At 71.7% G+C, this 19,381-nt stretch carries 13 protein-coding genes; 3 read left to right on the top strand and 10 right to left on the bottom strand.

Annotation, left to right across the window (positions count from 1 at the left end):
* Window positions 1–18 precede the first annotated feature (18 nt).
* The 3 genes from purH to IPI43_25950 all read right to left on the bottom strand — a co-directional run bounded on the left by purH (window position 19) and on the right by IPI43_25950 (window position 5,600).
* Complete coding sequence (purH, locus tag IPI43_25960) at window positions 19–1,566, bottom strand: bifunctional phosphoribosylaminoimidazolecarboxamide formyltransferase/IMP cyclohydrolase (protein MBK7777527.1); 1,548 nt, start codon at window positions 1,564–1,566, stop codon at window positions 19–21.
* A gap of 96 nt (window positions 1,567–1,662) precedes the next feature.
* Window positions 1,663–3,639 carry a serine/threonine protein kinase gene (locus IPI43_25955; GenBank protein MBK7777526.1) on the bottom strand — a complete coding sequence of 659 codons (1,977 nt, stop codon included), beginning with the start codon at window positions 3,637–3,639 and terminating at the stop codon, window positions 1,663–1,665.
* Window positions 3,636–5,600: a serine/threonine protein kinase gene (locus IPI43_25950; GenBank protein MBK7777525.1), complete on the bottom strand. Its 1,965-nt coding sequence runs from the start codon at window positions 5,598–5,600 to the stop codon at window positions 3,636–3,638. Before IPI43_25950 ends, IPI43_25955 begins: the two co-directional genes overlap by 4 nt.
* A gap of 62 nt (window positions 5,601–5,662) precedes the next feature.
* Between IPI43_25950 and IPI43_25945 the strand changes: the two genes are divergently transcribed.
* The gene (locus IPI43_25945; protein ID MBK7777524.1) at window positions 5,663–6,586 is read left to right on the top strand and encodes a hypothetical protein; all 924 of its coding nucleotides are present in this window, start codon (window positions 5,663–5,665) and stop codon (window positions 6,584–6,586) included.
* Between the two features lie 21 nt (window positions 6,587–6,607).
* Here the strand turns inward: IPI43_25945 and tgt are convergent, their stop codons facing one another.
* From tgt to IPI43_25920, 5 genes are read right to left on the bottom strand one after another with little or no spacing between them, the layout of a single operon-like run.
* Complete coding sequence (gene tgt, locus IPI43_25940; protein ID MBK7777523.1) at window positions 6,608–7,759, bottom strand: tRNA guanosine(34) transglycosylase Tgt; 1,152 nt, start codon at window positions 7,757–7,759, stop codon at window positions 6,608–6,610.
* A complete protein-coding gene (queA, locus tag IPI43_25935) occupies window positions 7,756–8,826 on the bottom strand; it encodes a tRNA preQ1(34) S-adenosylmethionine ribosyltransferase-isomerase QueA (protein MBK7777522.1) in 1,071 nt (356 codons plus the stop codon). The genes tgt and queA overlap by 4 nt, the downstream gene beginning before the upstream one ends.
* Window positions 8,827–8,840: 14 nt before the next feature.
* A complete protein-coding gene (locus tag IPI43_25930; GenBank protein MBK7777521.1) occupies window positions 8,841–10,019 on the bottom strand; it encodes a PQQ-like beta-propeller repeat protein in 1,179 nt (392 codons plus the stop codon).
* On the bottom strand, window positions 10,012–12,012 hold the full coding sequence (locus tag IPI43_25925; protein ID MBK7777520.1) for a protein kinase: 2,001 nt from the start codon (window positions 12,010–12,012) through the stop codon (window positions 10,012–10,014). The genes IPI43_25930 and IPI43_25925 overlap by 8 nt, the downstream gene beginning before the upstream one ends.
* Window positions 12,013–12,045: 33 nt before the next feature.
* The gene (locus IPI43_25920; protein MBK7777519.1) at window positions 12,046–13,524 is read right to left on the bottom strand and encodes a hypothetical protein; all 1,479 of its coding nucleotides are present in this window, start codon (window positions 13,522–13,524) and stop codon (window positions 12,046–12,048) included.
* Between the two features lie 636 nt (window positions 13,525–14,160).
* On the opposite strand from IPI43_25920, the gene IPI43_25915 reads away from it, so the two are divergent.
* Window positions 14,161–15,285: a hypothetical protein gene (locus IPI43_25915; GenBank protein MBK7777518.1), complete on the top strand. Its 1,125-nt coding sequence runs from the start codon at window positions 14,161–14,163 to the stop codon at window positions 15,283–15,285.
* 285 nt (window positions 15,286–15,570) lie between these two features.
* Window positions 15,571–15,975, top strand: a complete 405-nt coding sequence (locus IPI43_25910) for a hypothetical protein (GenBank protein MBK7777517.1) — start codon at window positions 15,571–15,573, stop codon at window positions 15,973–15,975.
* Window positions 15,976–15,988: 13 nt separating this feature from the next.
* On the opposite strand, the gene IPI43_25905 is transcribed toward IPI43_25910, so the two are convergent.
* Together IPI43_25905 and IPI43_25900 are read right to left on the bottom strand one after the other, a co-directional pair.
* Window positions 15,989–16,978: a hypothetical protein gene (locus tag IPI43_25905; protein MBK7777516.1), complete on the bottom strand. Its 990-nt coding sequence runs from the start codon at window positions 16,976–16,978 to the stop codon at window positions 15,989–15,991.
* A gap of 114 nt (window positions 16,979–17,092) precedes the next feature.
* Window positions 17,093–19,378, bottom strand: a complete 2,286-nt coding sequence (locus tag IPI43_25900) for a hypothetical protein (GenBank protein MBK7777515.1) — start codon at window positions 19,376–19,378, stop codon at window positions 17,093–17,095.
* Window positions 19,379–19,381 lie beyond the last annotated feature (3 nt).

Genomic DNA, 19,381 nt, shown 5'->3' with positions numbered 1-19,381 from the left:
CATGGAAACGCTCCGTGATCAGTGCCGGAAGTGGCGCACGCCGGTGAAGACCATGGCGATGCCCGCGGCGTTGGCCGCCGCGATGATGGCGTCGTCGTTCTTGGAGCCGCCCGGGTGCGCCACCGCGGTGATGCCCGCCGCGGCCGCCGCCTCGATGCCGTCCGGGAACGGGAAGAACGCGTCGGAGGCCATGACCGCGCCCTTGCTCAGCTCGCCGGCCTTCTCGGTGGCGATCTTCACGGAGGTGACGCGCGCCATCTGGCCAGCGCCCACGCCCACCGTTCGGTCGGGGGTGGCGAAGATGATGGCGTTGCTCTTCACGTGCTTGCACACGCACCACGCGAACTGGAGGGCGGCCCACTCGTCGGCCGTGGGCTGACGCTGGCTGACCACCTTGCCGTCGCGCACCTCGGCGCCACCGGTGGCGTCACGTTCCTGAACCACCACGCCGCCGCTGATGCGCTTGTAGTGCAGCGCGCGGTGCTCGGGCCCGAGCCAGGCGCCCGTGGACAGGATGCGCAGGTTGCCCTTCTTCTTGAGCTTGGCGAGGGCCTCGTCGTCGTAGCCCGGCGCGATCACGCACTCGATGAAGGTCTCGGCCAGGGCGTCGGCCGTGGCGCGATCCACGCGCTGGTTGAGCGCCACGATGCCACCGAAGGCGCTCTGCGAGTCGGCCTCGCGGGCGATGCGGTAGGCCTGCTCCAGCGTGGCCGCGCGGGCCACACCACACGGGTTGGTGTGCTTCACCACCACGGCGGCCGGACCCTCGGTGAACTCGCGCACGGCGTCGAGCGCGGCGTCGACGTCGATGAGGTTGTTGAACGAGAGCTCCTTGCCGCCTTCGTCGAGCGACTCCGACAGCGCCAGGCTGCCGGGCTCCGCGTCGCGGTCGATGTAGAACGCGCCGCTCTGGTGCGGGTTCTCGCCGTAGCGCACGTCGTAGCCCTTGCGGAAGCTCAGCGTGAGCGTGCCCGGGTAGGCCGAGCCCGCCTGGCGCGTCATGTAGGCGGCGATCGCGCCGTCGTAGGCGGCCGTGTGGGTGAAGGCCTTGGCGGCCAGCTCGGCGCGCAGCTCGAGCGTGGTCTCGCCCGCGATGCGGAGCGCCTCGAGTACGCGGCCGTAGTCGGCGGGCTCGGTCACGATGGTGACGCGGCTGTGGTTCTTGGCGGAGCTGCGCACCATGGACGGGCCGCCGATGTCGATGTTCTCGATGATCTCGTCGTGCTCGGCGCCGGCCGCCACCGTCTTCTCGAACGGGTAGAGGTTCACGCACACGAGGCCGATGGGCTTGCCCCCGATGCTGGCCAGCGCGGCGCGGTCCTCGTCCAGGTCGCGCATGAGGATGCCGCCGTGCACGCGCGGGTGCAGGGTCTTCACGCGCCCATCCATGATCTCGGGGGACTGCGTGTACTCCGACACGTCGACTACCGTGAGGCCCGCTTCGCGCAGCGCCTTGGCGGTGCCGCCGGTCGAGAGGATCTCGATGCCCAGGGCAGCCAGTCCCTTGGCAAACTCTACGACTCCGGTCTTGTCCGAGACCGACACCAACGCTCGTTCGATGCGCAAAACGCTACCTCCAGCTCGGCGTAGCCGACGGTGACCACGCGCAGGGAGCCGTCCGTATAGCGTCTCGGGCCGAGGGGTCAAACCGAGGTGCGAGCTTCATGCGCCCCGCCGGTCCAACGCCTGCCGTTCCCGCGCCGAGCGAGCGTCCCGACGCCAGATCAGGCTGAGCGTGATGCCCCCCAGCAGCACGTAGGCGCCCTGCCACTCGAACACGCGCTCGACGTCGAGGAAGGGCAGCAGCGCCACGGGCGCGAGCACGGGTGCGATCCACGCCAGGCGCCGGTCGATGACCGTGGCCGTGGCGACGAAGAAGAAGACGTAGACCGACGAGCTCAAGGCCACGGCATGCAGCGGTGGGAGCTCGAGAAACATGGCGAACAGCCACACGATGCCGGCGTCCAAGAAGCACACCGCCAGCAGCCAGATGACGCGGCGGTCGATCTGGGTGGAGTGCAGCGTCTTGCGGACGCCAAAGACGATGCCGCCGTAGATCACGCAGGTGAGCACCGCGTTGGTGAGCAGCGCGGCGTACGTCAGCGGCACGGTCCCCGCGCGGATGGTCGCTCCCACCGCGAAGAACCAGACGCTCCATCCGATGGAGATGAACGCGCACACCTTCGAGCGCACATCGGCGAACCGCAGCATGTCCTCGTGCGAGCCGAGATCCTCGAGGATGGCCCGCTCCCGCGCCATGGACTGCGCGTGATCGCGAGCTGTTGCCACTTGGTCGAGGAGGTCGCTGTCCGGCGCGGGCAAGCGCTCGAGCGCGGCGGCGGCGGCACGCCAGTCCCCCGCCCGGAGCGCACGACGCACGCTGAGGCGCGCCAGCTCGTGAATGCCCTCTTGCGCACGGGTGTTGTCGGGCCAGCGGCCGAGCGCCTCCTCGAGCCCGAAGCGGCACTCGTTCTCCAGCCGCCGCAGCGCGCTAGCGTCACGTGGCTGGGGCTCGGCGCGCGAGAGGTCCTGCGCGAGCACGTCCAGCCGGGTAAACGACTCGTCCAGCAGGCCGTTGACGTCGCGGTGCTCGAGGAAGTGCTCGAGGGCCAGGCGGAAGTCGGTCACCGTCGCGTAGCGCTCGTCGATGGAACGCGCCATCGCGCGCTGCAGAATGTCGGCCAGCTCTTTGGGGACGTCGGCGCCGTACTCGCGTGGCGCACACGCGAAGGCCTGTCCGAGGGCCTCCATGAGGGTGGTGCCGTGGTAGGGCATGACGCCCGTGACCACCCGATGCAGAAGCGCGCCCAACAGGAAGACGTCCGTCTCGGGCCCGAACACGCTGCCGAGGCCAGCGGCTTGCTCCGGGGACAGGTAGCCGGGCGTCCCCACCACGGCGTGCAGGTCACGCGTGCGCGGCAGGAAAGAGGCGGCACCATCGCGAAACCCCGCGGCCAGACCCCAGTCCAGCAGGTAGACCTCGCCGTGACGCCCCACCATCACGTTGTCGGGCTTGAGGTCGAGGTGCAGCACCCCGCGGGTATGGGCAAAGTGGACGGCGCGACACACCCGCACCAGCACGCGCAGATGCGACGTCAGTGGGTCGCGCGGGTCCACGCCATAGGCGGGCGCCAGCTCGGGCTGGTCGAGCAGCGTGCGCCACGACACGCCCTCCACGCGCTTCATGACCAGCAGCGGGTCGCCGTGGTCGCTGCACAGCGTGTGCACCGGGATGATGTTGGGGTGCTCGAGGTTGGCGCTGACCCACGCTTCGCGCAGGAACGCGGCCAGACGCAGCTCGCGGGCGGGTGAGGCGTCGGGGTGCACCTGCTTCACCGCGACGGATCGCCGCAGCACCAGCTGTGTGCCCTCGCGGACCACGCCCATGCCGCCGGAGCCGATGACCTCGCCCTGCACCACGCCGCCCTCTTCGGGGTTGCCCAGCACGGACAGCTCACCACGCGTGAGGCCGTCGAGGGTGAGCGAGTCGCCTACGCTCGGGCGCCCGATGGTGCCACGCGAGTCCGGCACCAGGTCATCGGTGCGTATGCCGTGCTCGCGCCAGACGTTGACCAGCGAGCCGGAGTCGATGGTGGCGAGCGTCCTGCGGATGCTGGCGCTGGTGTCCTGCGCGCTCACGTGGCCTCCTCCGCGCGCGCGGGTTGCCACCACAGATACGCCAGGCCTGCGCCACCCAACGGCCCGAGCAGCGCGGTCCACTCGAAGGTGTACGCCGGCATGAGCGCCCCCCCCATGGCCGGGACGAGCATGAGCAGCGACACCCACCAGGTGCGCGCGTCCAGGATGGCTGCCACCGCCAGCGCCGCCAGCAGGTACGCCGCGCCAGCCAGCGCGGCCGCCGAGCGCGGAGGCACGTCCAGCAGCCAAGCGCCCGTCCACAACACGAACGTCTGGCCGAAGGTGGCGAGGATGACCGTGAGGGCGCGCCGGTTCACGGCCGTGCTCAGCAGCGAGCGGTGGCCCCCGAGCGCCATGAAGAGCCCGAAGCTCAGCGCCGCCAAGCAGACGTTGGCCAGCAGGGCGGCGTGGGTGAGGGGCAGGATGCCACTCCGGTCGAGCCACCCCGCGCACAGGTTCCATAGGAGCCAGAGCGCACCCCCTCCGGCAGCGAGGCCGATGCGCACGCGGCGATACGTCTCCACGTCCTCGTCGGCCGACAGCGCACGGAGGCGCACCAGGCGGTGTCCATCGTCCACGCTAGCCTGCTCGAGGGCAGCGAGGCGCTGCCGCAGCTCGGGCCCCGGCGCGGGGTGATCGTCCAACGCGGCGCGCCCGCCGTTGGCGTCGATGCGTGCCTCCGCGCGGTTCAGCAGCCACTCGGAGAGCCGCGCGAGCCCCGCGCTGGCCGTGCGCGACTCGGGCCACAACCGGAGCGCCTGCTGGTACGCAAAGCGGCACGCGTCGATGGAGACCTCGGCCGAGAGATCGTCATCCTCGCCCGAGAACTGGGGCGAGGCGAGCAGCGCCGCGAGCAAGCCATCGCCGCGCGCGGTCAGGGCCAGCGCCGGACGGTGGGCGAGGAAGGCCTCGAGCGCCTGTCGAAAGCTCGTAACGTCGGGGAAGCGATCGCGGGGGTCCCGCGCGAGCGCCCGCAACGTCAGCTCGCGCAGCTCGGCAGGCACGTCGTCGCCCAGCACCGGCGGCTCGGCGCGGTGTGAGCTGAGCAGCGACTTCACCACCGGGCCGGGGTGGAGGAGCTGCCCCGTGAGCACCTCGTAGAGCACCGCGCCCAGCAGGTAGACGTCCGTCGCGGGCGTGAGCGCGCTGCCGATGCCCTCGGCCTGCTCGGGGGAGAGGTAGCCCGGGGTGCCACACACCGCCTCGATGCTCTCGCGCGGACGCAGGAACGACGGCGCAATGCGCGGGTCGAACGCCGTGGCCAGGCCCCAGTCCAGCAGCACCACCTCGCCGTGCTCGCCCACCATCACGTTGTCCGGCTTGATGTCCAGGTGCAGCACGCCCCGGGTGTGAGCGAAGTGCACCGCGCGGCAGACCTCGATGAGCACCTGCAGGGGCGCCACCCAGCGGTCGCCCATGCCGCTCACGGATGGTCGCGACACGCGGAAGCCTGGGGCCGCGGGATCGCGCTCGTCCTCGAGGATGTCGCTCCACACGCGGCCCTCCACGCGCTTCATGACGATGAGCGGCTCGTCGCCCTCCCGCGACAGCGTGTGAATCGGCAGGATGTTGGGGTGCTCGAGTGACGCCGCCACCCACGCCTCGCGCAGCATGGCGCCCCGCCCAGCGGCCGCCGTCTCCCGCAGGGCACGCTTGACCGCCACCTCGCGCCGCAGGCGGTGCTGAGTCCCGCGGCGCACCTCGCCCATGCCACCGCGCGCGATCGGGTCGCCCAGCGCGACCACGCCTTCTGGAACGTCCGCCAGCGCCCCGGGCGTGAGGTCCTCCGTGACCCGCCCGAGGGTCGGGTCCAGGTCGCCGAGCGGAGCGTTCACGGTGAGCTCGCGCCAGCGTTCCATGAGTGCGGGCGGAACGGTGCTGCCCGCGAAGGCGACCTCGGCGCCCGGCGGCGCGGTCATGTCCGTGGGGGTCTCGCGACCCGTCGTCGAAGCGGGGGGCATCGGCCCTCGCAGCGTACAACACCCGCGCATGCGCCGGCGGCGGAGACGCGCTACCACCCAGCATGAGTGCTCGTACAGTCCCCACGCGGGAGGCCCTCCGCAGCGCGCTCGACGTGTGCATCGGCCACGGCGCACCGCTCGCTGCGAACGAGCAAGGGGCGTTCCGCGGTGACGCGTTCTTCGGCGAAGCGCTGGCGGGCCCCCCAGGGCGCTTGCACGGCGGTCTGCATGCCTATGCGCGCGTGCTCTCCATCCTGCGCGCCCTGCGCGGGCCCGGCGCGCTCACCCAGGCCTTCCCGCTCGAGCTGGACATGCGCCTCGAGCGCGCCCTGCCCCTCGAGACGGCGCTCACCTTCGAAGGCACGTACACGGAGAGCGCGGGCGGCTTCGCGCTGCACACGCGCTTCTCGGACACCCCCAAGCTGGACGCGCACGCCCGGAGCGCTGCCCCTCTCGGAAGGGACGCCGCCGCGCCCTTTCGCGCCGTCTTCGAGCAGTGCCAGAGCGAGCCCGCGCGCACGCTGAGCATCCGGGGGTCGTTCCCGGTCACCGCGCATCGCAGCGCCTGCTATCTGGACCTCACCCACGAGTTCTTCGCCATCCCCGGCAACGAACTGAGCTCGGCCCTGCGTCCCGACGGAACGCTCGACGCCGCGTTCACCTGCATCGTGCTCGACTGGCTGGGGGCCATCGGCATGGGCGTGGTGTGGCAGGCCAAGCTCTACACCACGCGCATGGCGCTGCACCTCGACGTGGACGTGCTGCCGCGCGACACGCCGCTGCGCGTGATGGTGGACTGCACGCGGCCCGCTATCGATCCCGAGGAGGCGCTCAGCCCCGTGATGCTGCGTGGCGAGCTCGCCACGGCCACCTCGTTGCCGGTCGCGCTCCTGTCGCAGGACCTCTCGCGCGCTTACGCCACGGGCCGCGTCACGCTCTTGCCCGTGGCGGGGCAGACCGAGCGGTTGGGCGCCCCTCCACCGTAGCGGCCTGCACCCGCGCGGGGGTCAGCGCGGGGCTTCGATCTCGTCGCCGGCGCGCATCTTCTGCACCGTGCGCGATGCCCAGGCGCGGTAGTCGCCGGCCTCGATGGCGCCTCGCGCGGCGCGCATGAGCTCGCCGTAGAAGAACAGGTTGTGGTGCGTGAGCAGGCGCGGCAGCAGCATCTCGTTGGCCTTCTGCAGGTGCCGCAGGTAGCCGCGCGAGAACGTGGCGCACACGGGGCAGGCGCAGTCCGGGTCGAGCGGGGCCTCGTCCTCGGTGTGGCGCGCCTGCTTGATGTTCACCCGACCGTGCCACGTGAGCGCCTGGCCGTTGCGCGCGTTGCGCGTGGGGAGCACGCAGTCGAACAGGTCGATGCCCGACCCGACCGCCTCGATGAGATCATAGGGCGTGCCCACGCCCATCAAGTAGCGCGGCCGGTCGGCGGGCATGGCGGGCCCCAGCGTCTCGAGCAGCTCGTACATGGTCTGGATGGGCTCACCCACGGAGAAGCCACCCATGGCGAAGCCGTCGAAGGGCAGCGCCGCGATGTCGTCCAAGTGGGCGCGACGCAGGTCCGCGTGCACACCCCCCTGCACGATGCCGAAGCGCGCCTGCCCGTCGGCGGCAGGAGCCGCGAGGCAGCGGCTGGCCCAGGCGGTGGTGAGCCGCATGGCCTGCTCGATCTCGCGGCGCTCGGCGGCCCCCGGCGGGCACACGTCCAGCACCATGGCCACGTCGGCGGCCAGCAGGCGCTGCACGCGCATGGACTCCTCCGGCGTGAGGCGCTTGGCCTCGCCCGTGAGGTGCGAGCGGAAGGTCACGCCGTCGTCGTCGATCTTGCGGCGCGACGCGAGCGAGAACACCTGGAAGCCACCGCTGTCGGTGAGCATGGCGTGCTTCCAGCCCATGAAGCGTGGGGTCCCGCCGAAGCGGTCGATGAGCTCCGGGCCCGGGCGCAGCCAGAGGTGATAGGTGTTGGCCAGGATGATGCGCGCGCCGGTCTCCTCCACCTCGATGGGGGTGAGGCCCTTGACGCTGGCCTGCGTGCCCACGGGCATGAAGACCGGCGTCTCGATGACCGCGCGCGGCGTCTGGAAGCGACCACGCCGCGCGGCGCCGTCGGTGGCGCTCACCTCGAACGAGAACCCCTGGGTGGGCAGCGCGTGGACGCTCATGGGCGCGCTCGGTGCAAGAGCATGGCGTCTCCATAGCTGAAGAAGCGGTACCGGGCCCGGATGGCTTCGGCATACGCGGCGCGCAGCGCGTCCTCGCCCGCGAAGGCCATGACCAGAGCCAGCAGCGTGCTGCGTGGCAAGTGGAAGTTGGTGACCAGCGAGTCCACCACGCGGAAGGGATACGCCCCGCGGATGAAGAGCGCCGTCTCGCCCGCGCCCGCGCGCACCACCTGGTCCGCCGTGGCCTCGAGGGCCGCCGCCTCGAGGGTGCGCACCACGGTGGTGCCCACCGCCAGCACGGGGCGACCTTGCTCGCGCGCCCGCCGGAGCGCAGCCGCGGTGGCCTCGGGCACGTCGTAGCGCTCGCGGTGCATCACGTGCTCGTCCAGCGTGTGGCTCTTCACCGGGCGAAAGGTGCCTGGCCCCACGTGCAGCGTGACGTAGGCGAACTCGTGCCCCGCCTGCTCGAGCGCGCTGCGCAGCTCGGCCGTGAAGTGCAGCCCTGCGGTGGGCGCCGCCACCGCGCCGGGCGTGCGCGCGAACACGGTCTGATAGCGCTCGGTGTCCGTGCTCTCGGGCGCCCGCGCGATGTACGGCGGCAGCGGCAGCTCCCCCACGGCCTCCACCGCGGCCATCACGCTCTCATGCGCGAGAGGGTTGAGCCGCACACGCAGCTGCCCTTCCCCGAGGCGCGCCAGCACCTCGGCGTGCAGCGCACCTCCCAGCATCAGCTGGTGACCCACCTGCAGCGGCTTGTTGGCGCGCCCGAGGGCCAGCCACGTCTCGGCTGCGCCCGCTCCTGCGGCAGCGTCCGCGTCGGGCTCCAGCAGCAGCAGCTCGGCCTTGCCGCCGCTCGGGCGCTCGCCACGCAGGCGTGCCGGGATCACGCGCGCGTCGTTCCACACGATGAGGCCCGGCGTGAGCAGCGCGGGCAGGTCGCGGATGCTCCGGTGCATGGCGGTCCCGGCGAGCGAGGGCACCAGCAGGCGCGCCGCGTCACGCGCCGCCGTGGGGTGCTGCGCGATCAGCTCTTCGGGGAGCTCGTAGTCGAGGGCCTCGATCTTCATGCCACCGTGTCCCGCTAGTGCAGCGCCACCAACGAGCCGCCCTCTAGGCCCACGTAGACGGTGCCGTCCACGCCCAGCACGGGAGCTGCGTGCGGCGTGCCGTCGAGACGCGCGCGCCAGCGCTCTTGCCCGTCGGCGTCGAGAGCCACCAGGAGTCCGTCGTGCGTGGCTACGAGCGACCCGCCTGCGGCGTCCACCACCACGAAGCGCGCCTGCGGGAGCGCGAAGGACCACAGCGGCGCCGCCGAGGCGTTGAGCGCGAGCACCCCGAACCCCAGCACGGCCGCACGCACGCTGCCGTCCGTGGCGATGGCCAAGCCGCCGTGGGTGAGCGGGCCGCTGGTGGGCGAGGGCACGCGCACGCGTGGTGCGCCATCGGCGTCGAACGCGGCGAGGCCCCCGGCGGTCATCACCCAGATGCTGCCGTCGAGCCCCACGGCCGGGCCCGCCACGGGATGGTCGCCCAGCGGTTCGCGGCGCTCCACGCGCCCGTCTTGGTCCAGCAACAGCAGCTCGGTGGTGGTGGCCGTCACGATTCGCCCGGAGGGCGTCCGCGCCACCGGCGAGTGGGCCCGCGAAGCCACGGGCACCGTGAACCGCCGCGTGCCCGCCGCATCGACGCGCAGCAGTGACGCCCCCGCGCTCACCACGGCGGTGCCATCGGCGAAGACGAGGGGCGCCGCGTCGCTCAGCCCTGCCACGGGCACCCGCGCCCGCACCTGCAGGCGGCTGTCCAGGAAGGCGAGCCCGTCGGTCTCGGCCACCACGAAGCCCTCCGGCGAGAGCGACACCCCGCTCGCGCCCCGCAGCGAGGCGCCGTCGGGTGTCAGCGCGCCGTCGAGCAACACGTAGCCGGCGTGGTCGGCCGCGACCGCCAGCAGGGTGTTGTTGGTGAGCGCGATGGGCGCCGTGACGTGCCGCGCGCCCACCTCGACCCGATAGCGAACGCTGGGCTCACGCACCGGGAGGCGCGCCGTGCTGCGCCCGTCCCGCGAGCTGCGCCCGCCATCCGTCACGCTGGGGTGACTGCGGGCCACGCCGAAGGGGAGCTCTTGATAGACGCCGATGGTCACGGGCCGCGCATGCGCGACGGGCCACTCGCCCACCCACGCGGTGCCGGCCAGCAGGCCGGTGACGGCGAGGCCGAGCGCGACCGCACCGCGTGCTGCCGGGCGCAGAGAGAGGTCAGCCACCGTCCACCCCCGCGAAGACCTCGAGAACGTACATCTCGGAGGGGCTGGCCCAGGCCGTGTCGCTCGCGTTCATGTCCACCGACACCTCGAAGCAGGTCTGCCCAGCGAGCACCCGCAGGTCCTTCACGCTCTCTTCGCTCCCCACGCCCTCGGCGTCGATCTTCGAGCTGGACTGCTCGGCCCGCTGCACCACGCGCAGCACCAGATCCAGGCCCGGGATGCCGCTCACGCGCGCGCCCACGCGGTCGGCCGACGTGTCCACGCAGTAGAGGTCCACGTCGTCGCGCCAGCCGATGCGCCCGCGCACCGTTCCCATCAGCGGGACCTGCCCGGCCGTCTCGAGCGAGTCGTTGGGCTCACGCTCGTGATCCAGCTCGGGGGCGCTCACCCGCCACACGATGCTGTACGGGTCGCTCACGTTCTCGATGGGCCGCTCGCCCGCGGCCACGGTCTGGCGCACCCGGATGAGGTAATCGTCGTCCGACACGGGAAAGGCGATGAGCGACTCCCCTTCACCCACGCCGCCCGCGTTCACCTCGATGGCGGGCACGCGGCCGCCCACCCGCACCAGCTCGAGGATCATGTCCACGTTGGGCACACCCGAAGCGACCACGTCGAGGTGCTCACGACCCTGGCCGCGCCGCACGATGCGGTAGAAGTCCACGTCGCCCTCCGTCTCGGACACGCGCTGCCCCAGGTGCGCGCTCAGCACGCCGTCACGCAAGATGCGCGAGGCCGTCTCGGGTGTGTCGTTGGGCTCGGACTCTTCGGTGGGCGGGGCGAGCGTGGCCAGGTAGCGACGCCCGTAGACCACGCCCACCGTGATGAGCGCCGCCACGGCCAGCACCCCCACGGTGTACGCGAACAGCCCGCGCCGCTGGAGGCGATGCTCGAAGCGGTCCACGTCACCGCGCGTGGCCAGCTGCGCCACCTTGCGACGCCCCGAGGAGCTCAGCTCACGGCTCTCGAGCGCCAGGCTCGGGTCGGTCATGTCGTGGCCCACGAGGCCCAGGTAGTCGGCCAACGCGGCACGCAGGGCGTCGGCGTCCGGATAGCGGTCGCGCGCCTCCTTCTCCATGGCGCGGCCGATGATGACGTCCGCCTCGGGAGGCACCTTGGCGAGCTTGTGCGAAGGCGGCGTGAGCGCCTCGGTGAGGTGCTTGGTGAGCACGCCCATGGGCGAGGCGGCCACGAACGGTGGCGCTCCGGTGACCGCCTTGTACATCATGGCGCCAATCGCGTAGACGTCGCCTCGGGGGTCCACGTCCTCGCCGCGAATCTGCTCGGGCGGCATGTAGTAGGGCGTCCCCACGATGGCCCCGGCGCGCGTGACGGTGTTGCCCGCCTGCGTGTCGCGCAGCTTGGCCAGCCCGAAGTCCAGCACCTTGGCGGTCTCGCCCTGGTCGGGGCGCGTCACGATCATGACGTTCTCGGGCTTGATGTCGCGGTGCACGATGCCCAAGCGATGGGCCTCGGCCACGGAGCCACAGACCTGCGCCGTGAGGCGTGCCACGCGGGCGAAGTCGAGCGTGCCCGCGTCCCGGATGACCTGGCCCAAGTCTCGGCCGTCCACGTACTCCATGACCAAGTACATGAGGCCCTGGCTCGAGCCGAAGTCGAAGACCTGCACCGTGTTGGGGTGGCTCAGCTTGGAGGCCGCCTCGGCTTCGCGGCGAAAGCGCTTGATGGTGTCGCGGTCGCGCGCCAGCTCGCCGTGCAGCAGCTTCATGGCCATGACCTTGCCGATGTGCACGTGCTCCACGCGGTAGACCACGCCCATGCCGCCGCGCCCCAAGAACTGCAGGATGCGGTAGCGGTCCGCGATGATGCGCCCGATGAGCGGGTCCGCCATGACCTCGTTGCCCAGCGCCTGGCTCTCGCTCACCAGCTCGTTGCCACACGCCCCGCAGAAGCGCGCCTCGAACGAGTTCAGCCGCCCGCACTCCGTGCAGGGGCGGTGCTCGGCGGTCTTGGCGGTGGCTTTCGGGTCCATCTCGTGGTTCAGCGGTCGTTCGGCTGCGGTCGTTCAACGAATGGGCAACACGAAGCGCGCGTCGACCCGTGGCACCGTCATGGTCGCACCGCCCGAGCGGGGTTGGAACGCTTGCTCACCGGCCACGTCGCCCACCACGCGCACCCACGACCCCACGGTGGCTTCGGTGGCGGCCGGGTACGTGACCCACAGCGCGCAGCGCTGACCACCGCCGCACTCGCGCACCATCATCTGCAGCACGCTGCGGCCCTCGTGCACGTCCACGTGATAGACGCGCCCCTCCACGGCCATGCTCTGCCCGCGATAGATGGCGGGGTTCTGTGCGATGCGCGCGTACGTGAGCGTGGCGTCCACCGGGTAGCGGGCCGCCTCGGCCGAAAGGTCCGCCACGCGCCGCACCACGATCTCCCTGTGGCGAGGCGCGAAGCCGGGCTGCCGCACCATCAGCTGCAGGCGGTACTCACGCACCTCGGCCACGGGCACTCGCTGCAAGAAGCGTCCGTCACGCAGCTCGAGCGCGGTTCCGTCCAGCATGACCGTGGCGCCTGCCGCCACGCTGCCCGCCACTTCCACGGTGCCCTGATCGGTGATCAGCTCGTTGCCGGGCCGGTCCACCGTGAGCGCCGCGTAGGGCACGCGCGTGGTGATGTGGCCCGTCTCGGTCGCCCCATCCGCCGTGCGCACTTCGTAGCGGACGATGCGCTCCACGCCCTGGTCATCGGCCGACGCGACCACAGGGTAGTCGTGGTGACCCATGCCGCCGGCGTCCAGTGTCACGGGGCGCCCGTCCAGCGCCACGCTAGCGCCAGGCTGGGCCTCCACCATGTAACGCAGCACGGGAGGCCGCTGCTCGAGGGCGCTGAGATCGGCGCGCACGCGGTACGCCACCAGCAGCGTGAGCGGCACCTCTTCGGACGAGCCATCCGGCCCCACCACCGCCAGCGCGAGCTCGTTGGGCCCCACGTGCAGCGCATCCGACGACAGCGGCAGCGTGGCGCGCCCCGCGTCGACGGGAGCCTCGATGCCCCCTAGGCGCACGCGTGAGCCCGGTGCGACGTCGGGCAGTTCCAGCTGGAGCACCTCCCCCGCGTCGGTCTGCGCGACGGTGGCGCGCACCTCGGGGCCTCCACTCATCAGCCACACCAGCAGCGCCACGACGGCGCCGATGAACAGCAGCGCCGCGAACACCACCCCGGCGATCATCGGCGCCTTGCTCTTGGGCAGGGTGGGAAGGTCGTCGCTCGAGTCTTCTTGGCGCGGTGGAGGAATCGGCACCATGCCGTAGTTGGCCGAGGCCCGCGCGCGGCCCGGGCGCTGGTCGTCACTCACCGGCTCGGGCATGGACGGAGCAACGCCCTCCACCATGGTGAGGCCCATCTCGGCGCGCGACTTCCGGCGCGTGCGCGGGTTGAGCGGTGATGAGTCACGGCCGCTGCTGGACTCACGCTCCCCGGGCGGAGCCTGGCCGGCCTGCGCCGCTTGCGCGGCCTGGGCCACGGCGGCCGCGGGCATGCCCAGCATGGTACGGGCGGGCGACGGCCCCTTGGGCTTTGCGGCCGCTGGGGCTGACTGGGTTGGCTGCGCGGGCGCGGCGGCTGGCGGCTCGGGCGCGAAAACCGCAGGGAGGCCCAGCATGGTCCTCGCGGGGCTCGGCTTTGGCGCCTTCACGGGTACGGGCGCCGGGGCGGGCGCTGGCGCGGGCGGTGCGGACTGGGCCAGCATCTCGCTGGGCAAGCCCAGCATGGTGCGCTGAGGAGCGCGCTTGGTGGGGCTGGGTGCTGGCGCGGGTGCAGTCTGCACGGCCGGCGCAGGCGCGGCTCGAGCCATGCTCTGCCCGCATTGCCCACAAAAACGCACGCCTTGGGCTTGGGGCGTGCCGCAGTGGGGGCAGGATTCCATCACCGACATAGGGGCCCCGAGCGTAGCCCGGTTCCTGTGAGATGTCCCGCTTTCGCCAGGTCAGCGCGCCAGGTAGGTGGCACTCCATGACAGCTGAGTGGCAATTCTGCACAATGCTTCCGTTTGGAAACAATACCGGCTATGCTCCTAGACCATACCTCCGGCTGGCGATGGGGCCTTGTGGGGTGAAACATGGAGTTCCGGATGACAAGACTTTCTATGGTGCGTGGGGGCTTCCTCCCTGTCTCGTTGTTGCTGGCAATCGCCGGCGTTGGCTGTGGCGAAAGCGACGGCGGCGTAGTGGACATGGGCCGCGACCTCGGCAGCCCCACCGACATGGGCCCCGAGGACGAGGGCGTCGACCAGGGACCCATCCTCCCGCTGGCGCAGGTCCGCGTCGTGCACGGGGTGTCCGACCTCCTGACGGCCACCAACGTGCCCATCAACGGCATCCGCCTTTGTGTCGAAGTCGCCGGCCTCGGGGTCATTGCGTTGCCGCCCAACGCGGACCTGTTGGACGAGATCGACCTGCGCCTCGGCCTGCCGTTCCGCGCTGTCACGCCCTACCAGGAGACGCTCCCGCTCTCCACGGTGCGTGTCTATGACGAAGCGCGCGTGGACAACGACGCGGTGGGCGCCATTCAGCCGGCCGTCACCTGCCCGACGGCGGGCCTCGATGCGAACTGTGGCGACGACACCGTCCCCTGCCTGTTCTCCTTCCCGTTCGATCCCTCTACGCTCGAGCGCGGTGAGTCGTACTCGCTCGTCGTGAGCGGGTTCCGTGACAACACCAACACCTGTCTCGCCGGAACGGTTCCCTGCCCGACGGGCGCCATCAGCGCCACGCTCGAGCAGGACGAAGACGTGGACGACGTGGTGGCGGGCAGCGCACGCGTGCGCTTCGTCCACAGCATCCACAACCTGCCGCCGGCCGACCTCTGCTACGACCTCGACGGGCTGGCGATGGACGGCGCCGCCCCCACGGTCATCCATGCCGCCGTCGCCACCGGCGACATCTCGGGCTACGCCACCGTGCCCGCGGTCGCCACGGGTATGGTCTTCCTGACGCTCAAGAACCCGCTGGACGCGTCCACCTTGACCGGCAACTGCGCGCTGTCGTCGACCCCGGCGGCCAGCGGCCTGCCCTCCAACGTGGTGCCCGTGTTCTTCAGCCCGGCCAACGCCATGGCCATGCCGCCGAACGTGGAGCCCAGCATCACCGCCGGCACGATCATCACCGTCTACGCCATGGGCGACGCCCGCTACGCGTCGGCCCCGATGGTGCTGCCGCAGGATGACCCGGCCGCCTGGGCCAACTACGCCGGCCGCACCCCCCTCGTGTTGTCCTTCGTGGACTACGCGCCGGCTCCCTGAGCTAGCGTCCGCCTCGAAGACCTGATGAGCAGAGCCCGCCTCCCGAGGTGGGCTCTTCTCTTTCCGTCCCGTCGCGTCATAGGCGGAGATCACATCGGCCGCTGGGATGAGAGCAGGCCGAGGTGATCTCGAGTCCACCGGGCGCGGGGATGGGATGAGGAGCGCGCCCAGCTTTCTCGGGAGCCCCTGGCGACAATGGCCGCCTCAGCTCCCCTCGCCGGTGAGCCTACAGGCGTGCATCCCGCGACGCAACGGTGATGTACAGGCTTGGTGACACTCAGGAGCATGACGTATGATGGGCGCACCGTGACCCTCACGCTCGACCGCCTGACCTACATCTATCGTGACGATCCGGGCCACCTCGGCGAGCTGCTGGAATCCGAAAAGCGGGTGGTGCGCTTCGGCAACGAAGGCAGCGGGGTCATCCACCTCGAGACCCTGATTGGCAACGACGGCGCCGGTCCCCAGGAGACGCGCATCCCCGTGCGGCTCATGCCCGTGGCCACACTGCCCGAGCCGCTGGCCGACTTGGTGGCCAACGAGCCCCTGCCCTGTTTGGTGGGCCACGCCGCAGCGGCGATGGTGGTGCTGCTGGGCGCCGAAGGGGTGGCGCGCTGCGGGGCCAACCCCGCCGAGCTGCGCGGGAAGGTTCGTTTTGCGCTGGCCCGCGTGGGCTGGAAGCTGCGCTAGGGCACCCAGCGCGTCAGGGCGTGCAGAGCAGCGGCAAGCAGATGTCGCGATCGCTGCCGCCCACCAACGGGGCCGCCTCCGTGAAGCAGCCATAGCCTGGCCGGCAGCCGTCCACGAAGAGCGTGAAGTCGCAGCGCGCGTAGCAGCGCAGCGTATCGTCGGGAGCGGCGCAGCCCGTGAAGGCGTTGGCACCCGCCTCGTCGGGACACGACGTGGTGCAGGGCCGCGTGCAGTGCCCGCCGGGGTAGCCATCTGCGGCGAGCTGACACACGCCACCCGTGAAGGTGCAGTCGCCATCTGCGTTGCACGGGCCCCCGATGAAGCCCGCGAGCGCTGCCGAGGGCGCGCTGGTGTGGGTGCACGCGCCGAGTGGGTTGGTGTTGCCGATGGGCGCCACCAACACCTCGCGGCCATCGGCGAGCGCCACGCTGGCCTGTCCGAGCACGAGGCTCGTGACCTGCGGCGAGAGGTCCAGCACGGCGGCGCCGGCGCTCTCTTCGGCGCACACGTGCGGGCCGCTGGTCTGCGCCTCCACCACCATGCAGGTGCTGCGTGCGAGGTCCACCACGCGCAGGCGCTGGCCGCAGCCGAACACCTGGCTGCGCGACGCGTAGGGCGAGGTGCCGTCGCCCGTTCCACCGCACGAGAGCGCCACGGGAGAGGCAACGCTGCCCAGCGTCTGCACCACGAAACGCTGCCCCATGGGGCCGAGAGCAGGCTCGCTCGGGCCCACGCGCAGCTCGCAGGAGGCTTGGGACTCGGCGGCCGGTCCGCCCGTGTCGAGGGGCGCGTAGGGGTCCGGCTCGGGCGCGCAGCCCCCGTCGGGGAGCACGCCCGTGTCGCCCCCCGCATCCACCGCCCCATCGAGCAGACCGAGGTCGCCCACGCCCACGTCGCGGCGCGCGTCGATGTCGATGACCGCGCCGTCATCGCAGCCGAGGGCGAGCAACGCGAGCAGTGGCAAGCAGAACGCGGTGCGCACCGGGCTAGAGACGGATGACATTGGACGCGAGTGTATCGACGCGTGTCGCCGCTGGCGATCTCCGTTCTCTCATGGACGCTGTCATGAGCGATGTATCCTACACGAGCGCCACCGACGAGGACTGGCCGCCCCGTATCAGCGGCGCCCCCAACGACGACGCGCGCCCCACTCGAGCAGCAGCAGCGCCACCAGCGCCACCAGCGCAGGCCAAGACTCGAACGGGAACGACGTGGCCACCCCGAGCGAGCGGGTGCGGCGCGTGTCGAAGCTGGCCAACGCTGGCCGCGACGAGGCGTCGGTGAAGGTGCCGCCCGTGCGCTCGGTCAGCGCTCGAAGCAGCTCGGGGCGTGGGCGCGGGTCGGCCAGCTCGTCACCCCCTTGGTCCACGACGAACCACTCCGAGGCCAGCTCGGCCGGGGGCTCCACTCCTGCTGGTCCGGCCGCTGCGGCAGGGTCAGCGCTCGGGGCACCCGCCAGCTCGCGCACCACCACGCGGTAGCCGCCGGGCTGACGCGGGGCCACCAGCTCGGTGGAGAAGGCCCCCGAGGCGTCGGTGGTCACCGAGCGAGACGTTAGGGGCACCTCGCCCTCGGCCGGCATCACCAGCAGCGTCAGCTCGCGGCTGGCATAGGGTGAGTGCACCTCGTCACGGATGACGCCGTCCACGCGCACGCGCCCCTCGGCGGCGTACCGCTCGCGGTCGGTCATGACGCGCGCGGGGTCCAGCGTGGGGTCCTTGCTCAGCCAGCGCAGCGCACGGTCCCAGAAGCGGTCGTAGGCGCTCGCGTCGCCGCTCTCGCCCGCGCTGGTCATGCCCCAGCGCCAGCTGGTGTCCACGGTCAGCGCCATGACGCGGCCCTCGCCCGCGCGCCCCGCCACCAAGATGGGCAGCGGGGCTCCGTTGAGCGCGCGCTCACGCGGGTGCTCCAGCAGCACGCGGCCGCGCGCGTTCACCTCGGTGACCTGGTTGGCGCCCTCGAGCGGGCTGAGGCTGGCCCACAGGCGCAGGCTCTCGGCGTCGTCGGGCAGCAGCGCCACCAGCGGGTGGTGCCGGTGGTCGGTCACCACCACCGGCTGAAAGCGCCCCTCCACCAGCGAGCGCTCGGGCGGCAGCGACTCGGCCGGCACGCCCACGGGCAGCACCGCTTCGATGGGCGTGCCCGCGTAGCCTCCCGGTCCGAACGCGCGGTCTCCGCCGATCATCGCGAACGCACCGCCGCGCATGACGTAGTCGCGGATGCGCGGCAGGTAGGGGCCCATCTCGTACGGCGCGTAGTCGAAGTTCTGGAAGAGGATGATGTCGAAGCTGCCGAGGTGCTCGCTGAAGAGCTCGTCGGTGGGGAACGGGATGAGCGCCAGCTCTTCGGACGGCGCCATGGTCAGGTCGTTGGCGGTGCGCAGAATGAAGAACGAGATGAGGTCGATGGCCGGGTCACGCTTCAGGAACACACGCAGGAAGCGCACGTCCCAGCTGGGCTGGCCGGTGACCAGCAGCACGCGCAGCTTGTCGCGCCGCACGTTGATCAAGAACGAGCGGTCGTTGTTGCTGGGCACCGCGTCGTCGGCGCTCACCGGGATGCTCACTCGATAGAGCGAGCGCCCGAGGCGCGTGGGCGTGAGCTCGAGCGTGACGTCGATGTCCCCGCTGGCCGGGATGGTGACCGTCTGCTCGCGCAGCAGCTCGTCGCCCTGCCACAGGCGCAAGGGCACTCGGCGCGCCTCCTCCTCGGTGGTGGCCAGCTGCACGCGCACGCGCAGGGGCTGCCGCAGGTAGCCCACCGAGTCCACGCGCACGCTGCGGATCGCGTCGTCGGTGACCTCGTCGTCGGCGCCGAGCGCCGCGGCGTGCACGCGCACACCGTCGAGGTCGAAGTCGTCCGGCAGCGTGGCCATGTCCGTGTCTGCGCCGTCGGACACCACTAGGATGGCGCCGATCTCGAGCTGCCCGTCTTGCGCGGCGAGGCGGCGGAGGGACTCCACCAGGCGCGAGCGCTCGTCGTTGGTGGGGTAGGCCTCGCCCAGCTCGGCCAGCGAGGTGTCTTCGAGTTCGGCCCCGAAGCGCAGCACGCGCGCCGTGGCCGCCGCGGGCTGGTTGCTCCACGCGGCCGCCAGCGCCGCGGCTTGCTGGGCGCGTGAGGTGTCGGCCAGCTCGAGGCTCACGCTGTGCGAGGTGTCGAAGAGCACCACCAGGCGCCCGTCGATGGACTCGCGCTGCTCCTGCGAGCACCCCGGGCGGCTGCACACCAGGAACACGAGCACCAGCGACGCGGCGCGCAACCCACGCAGCGCCTTGCGACGCGGGGGCGGGAGGCCGGCCACATCACGCCACGCCAGCACGCCCACGGCCAGACACGCCAGGAAGAGCAGCCCAGCGACCAGCGCGCCGCCCGGGACGCCGAAGAGGAACGTCGCGGGCAGCATGGC

The organism is Sandaracinaceae bacterium (genome assembly GCA_016706685.1).
Classification (GTDB): Bacteria; Myxococcota_A; Polyangia; order Polyangiales; family Houyiibacteriaceae; genus JADJJE01.
Note: the sequence above shows the minus strand (reverse complement) of the source record. Positions and strands in the feature narration are given on the sequence as shown.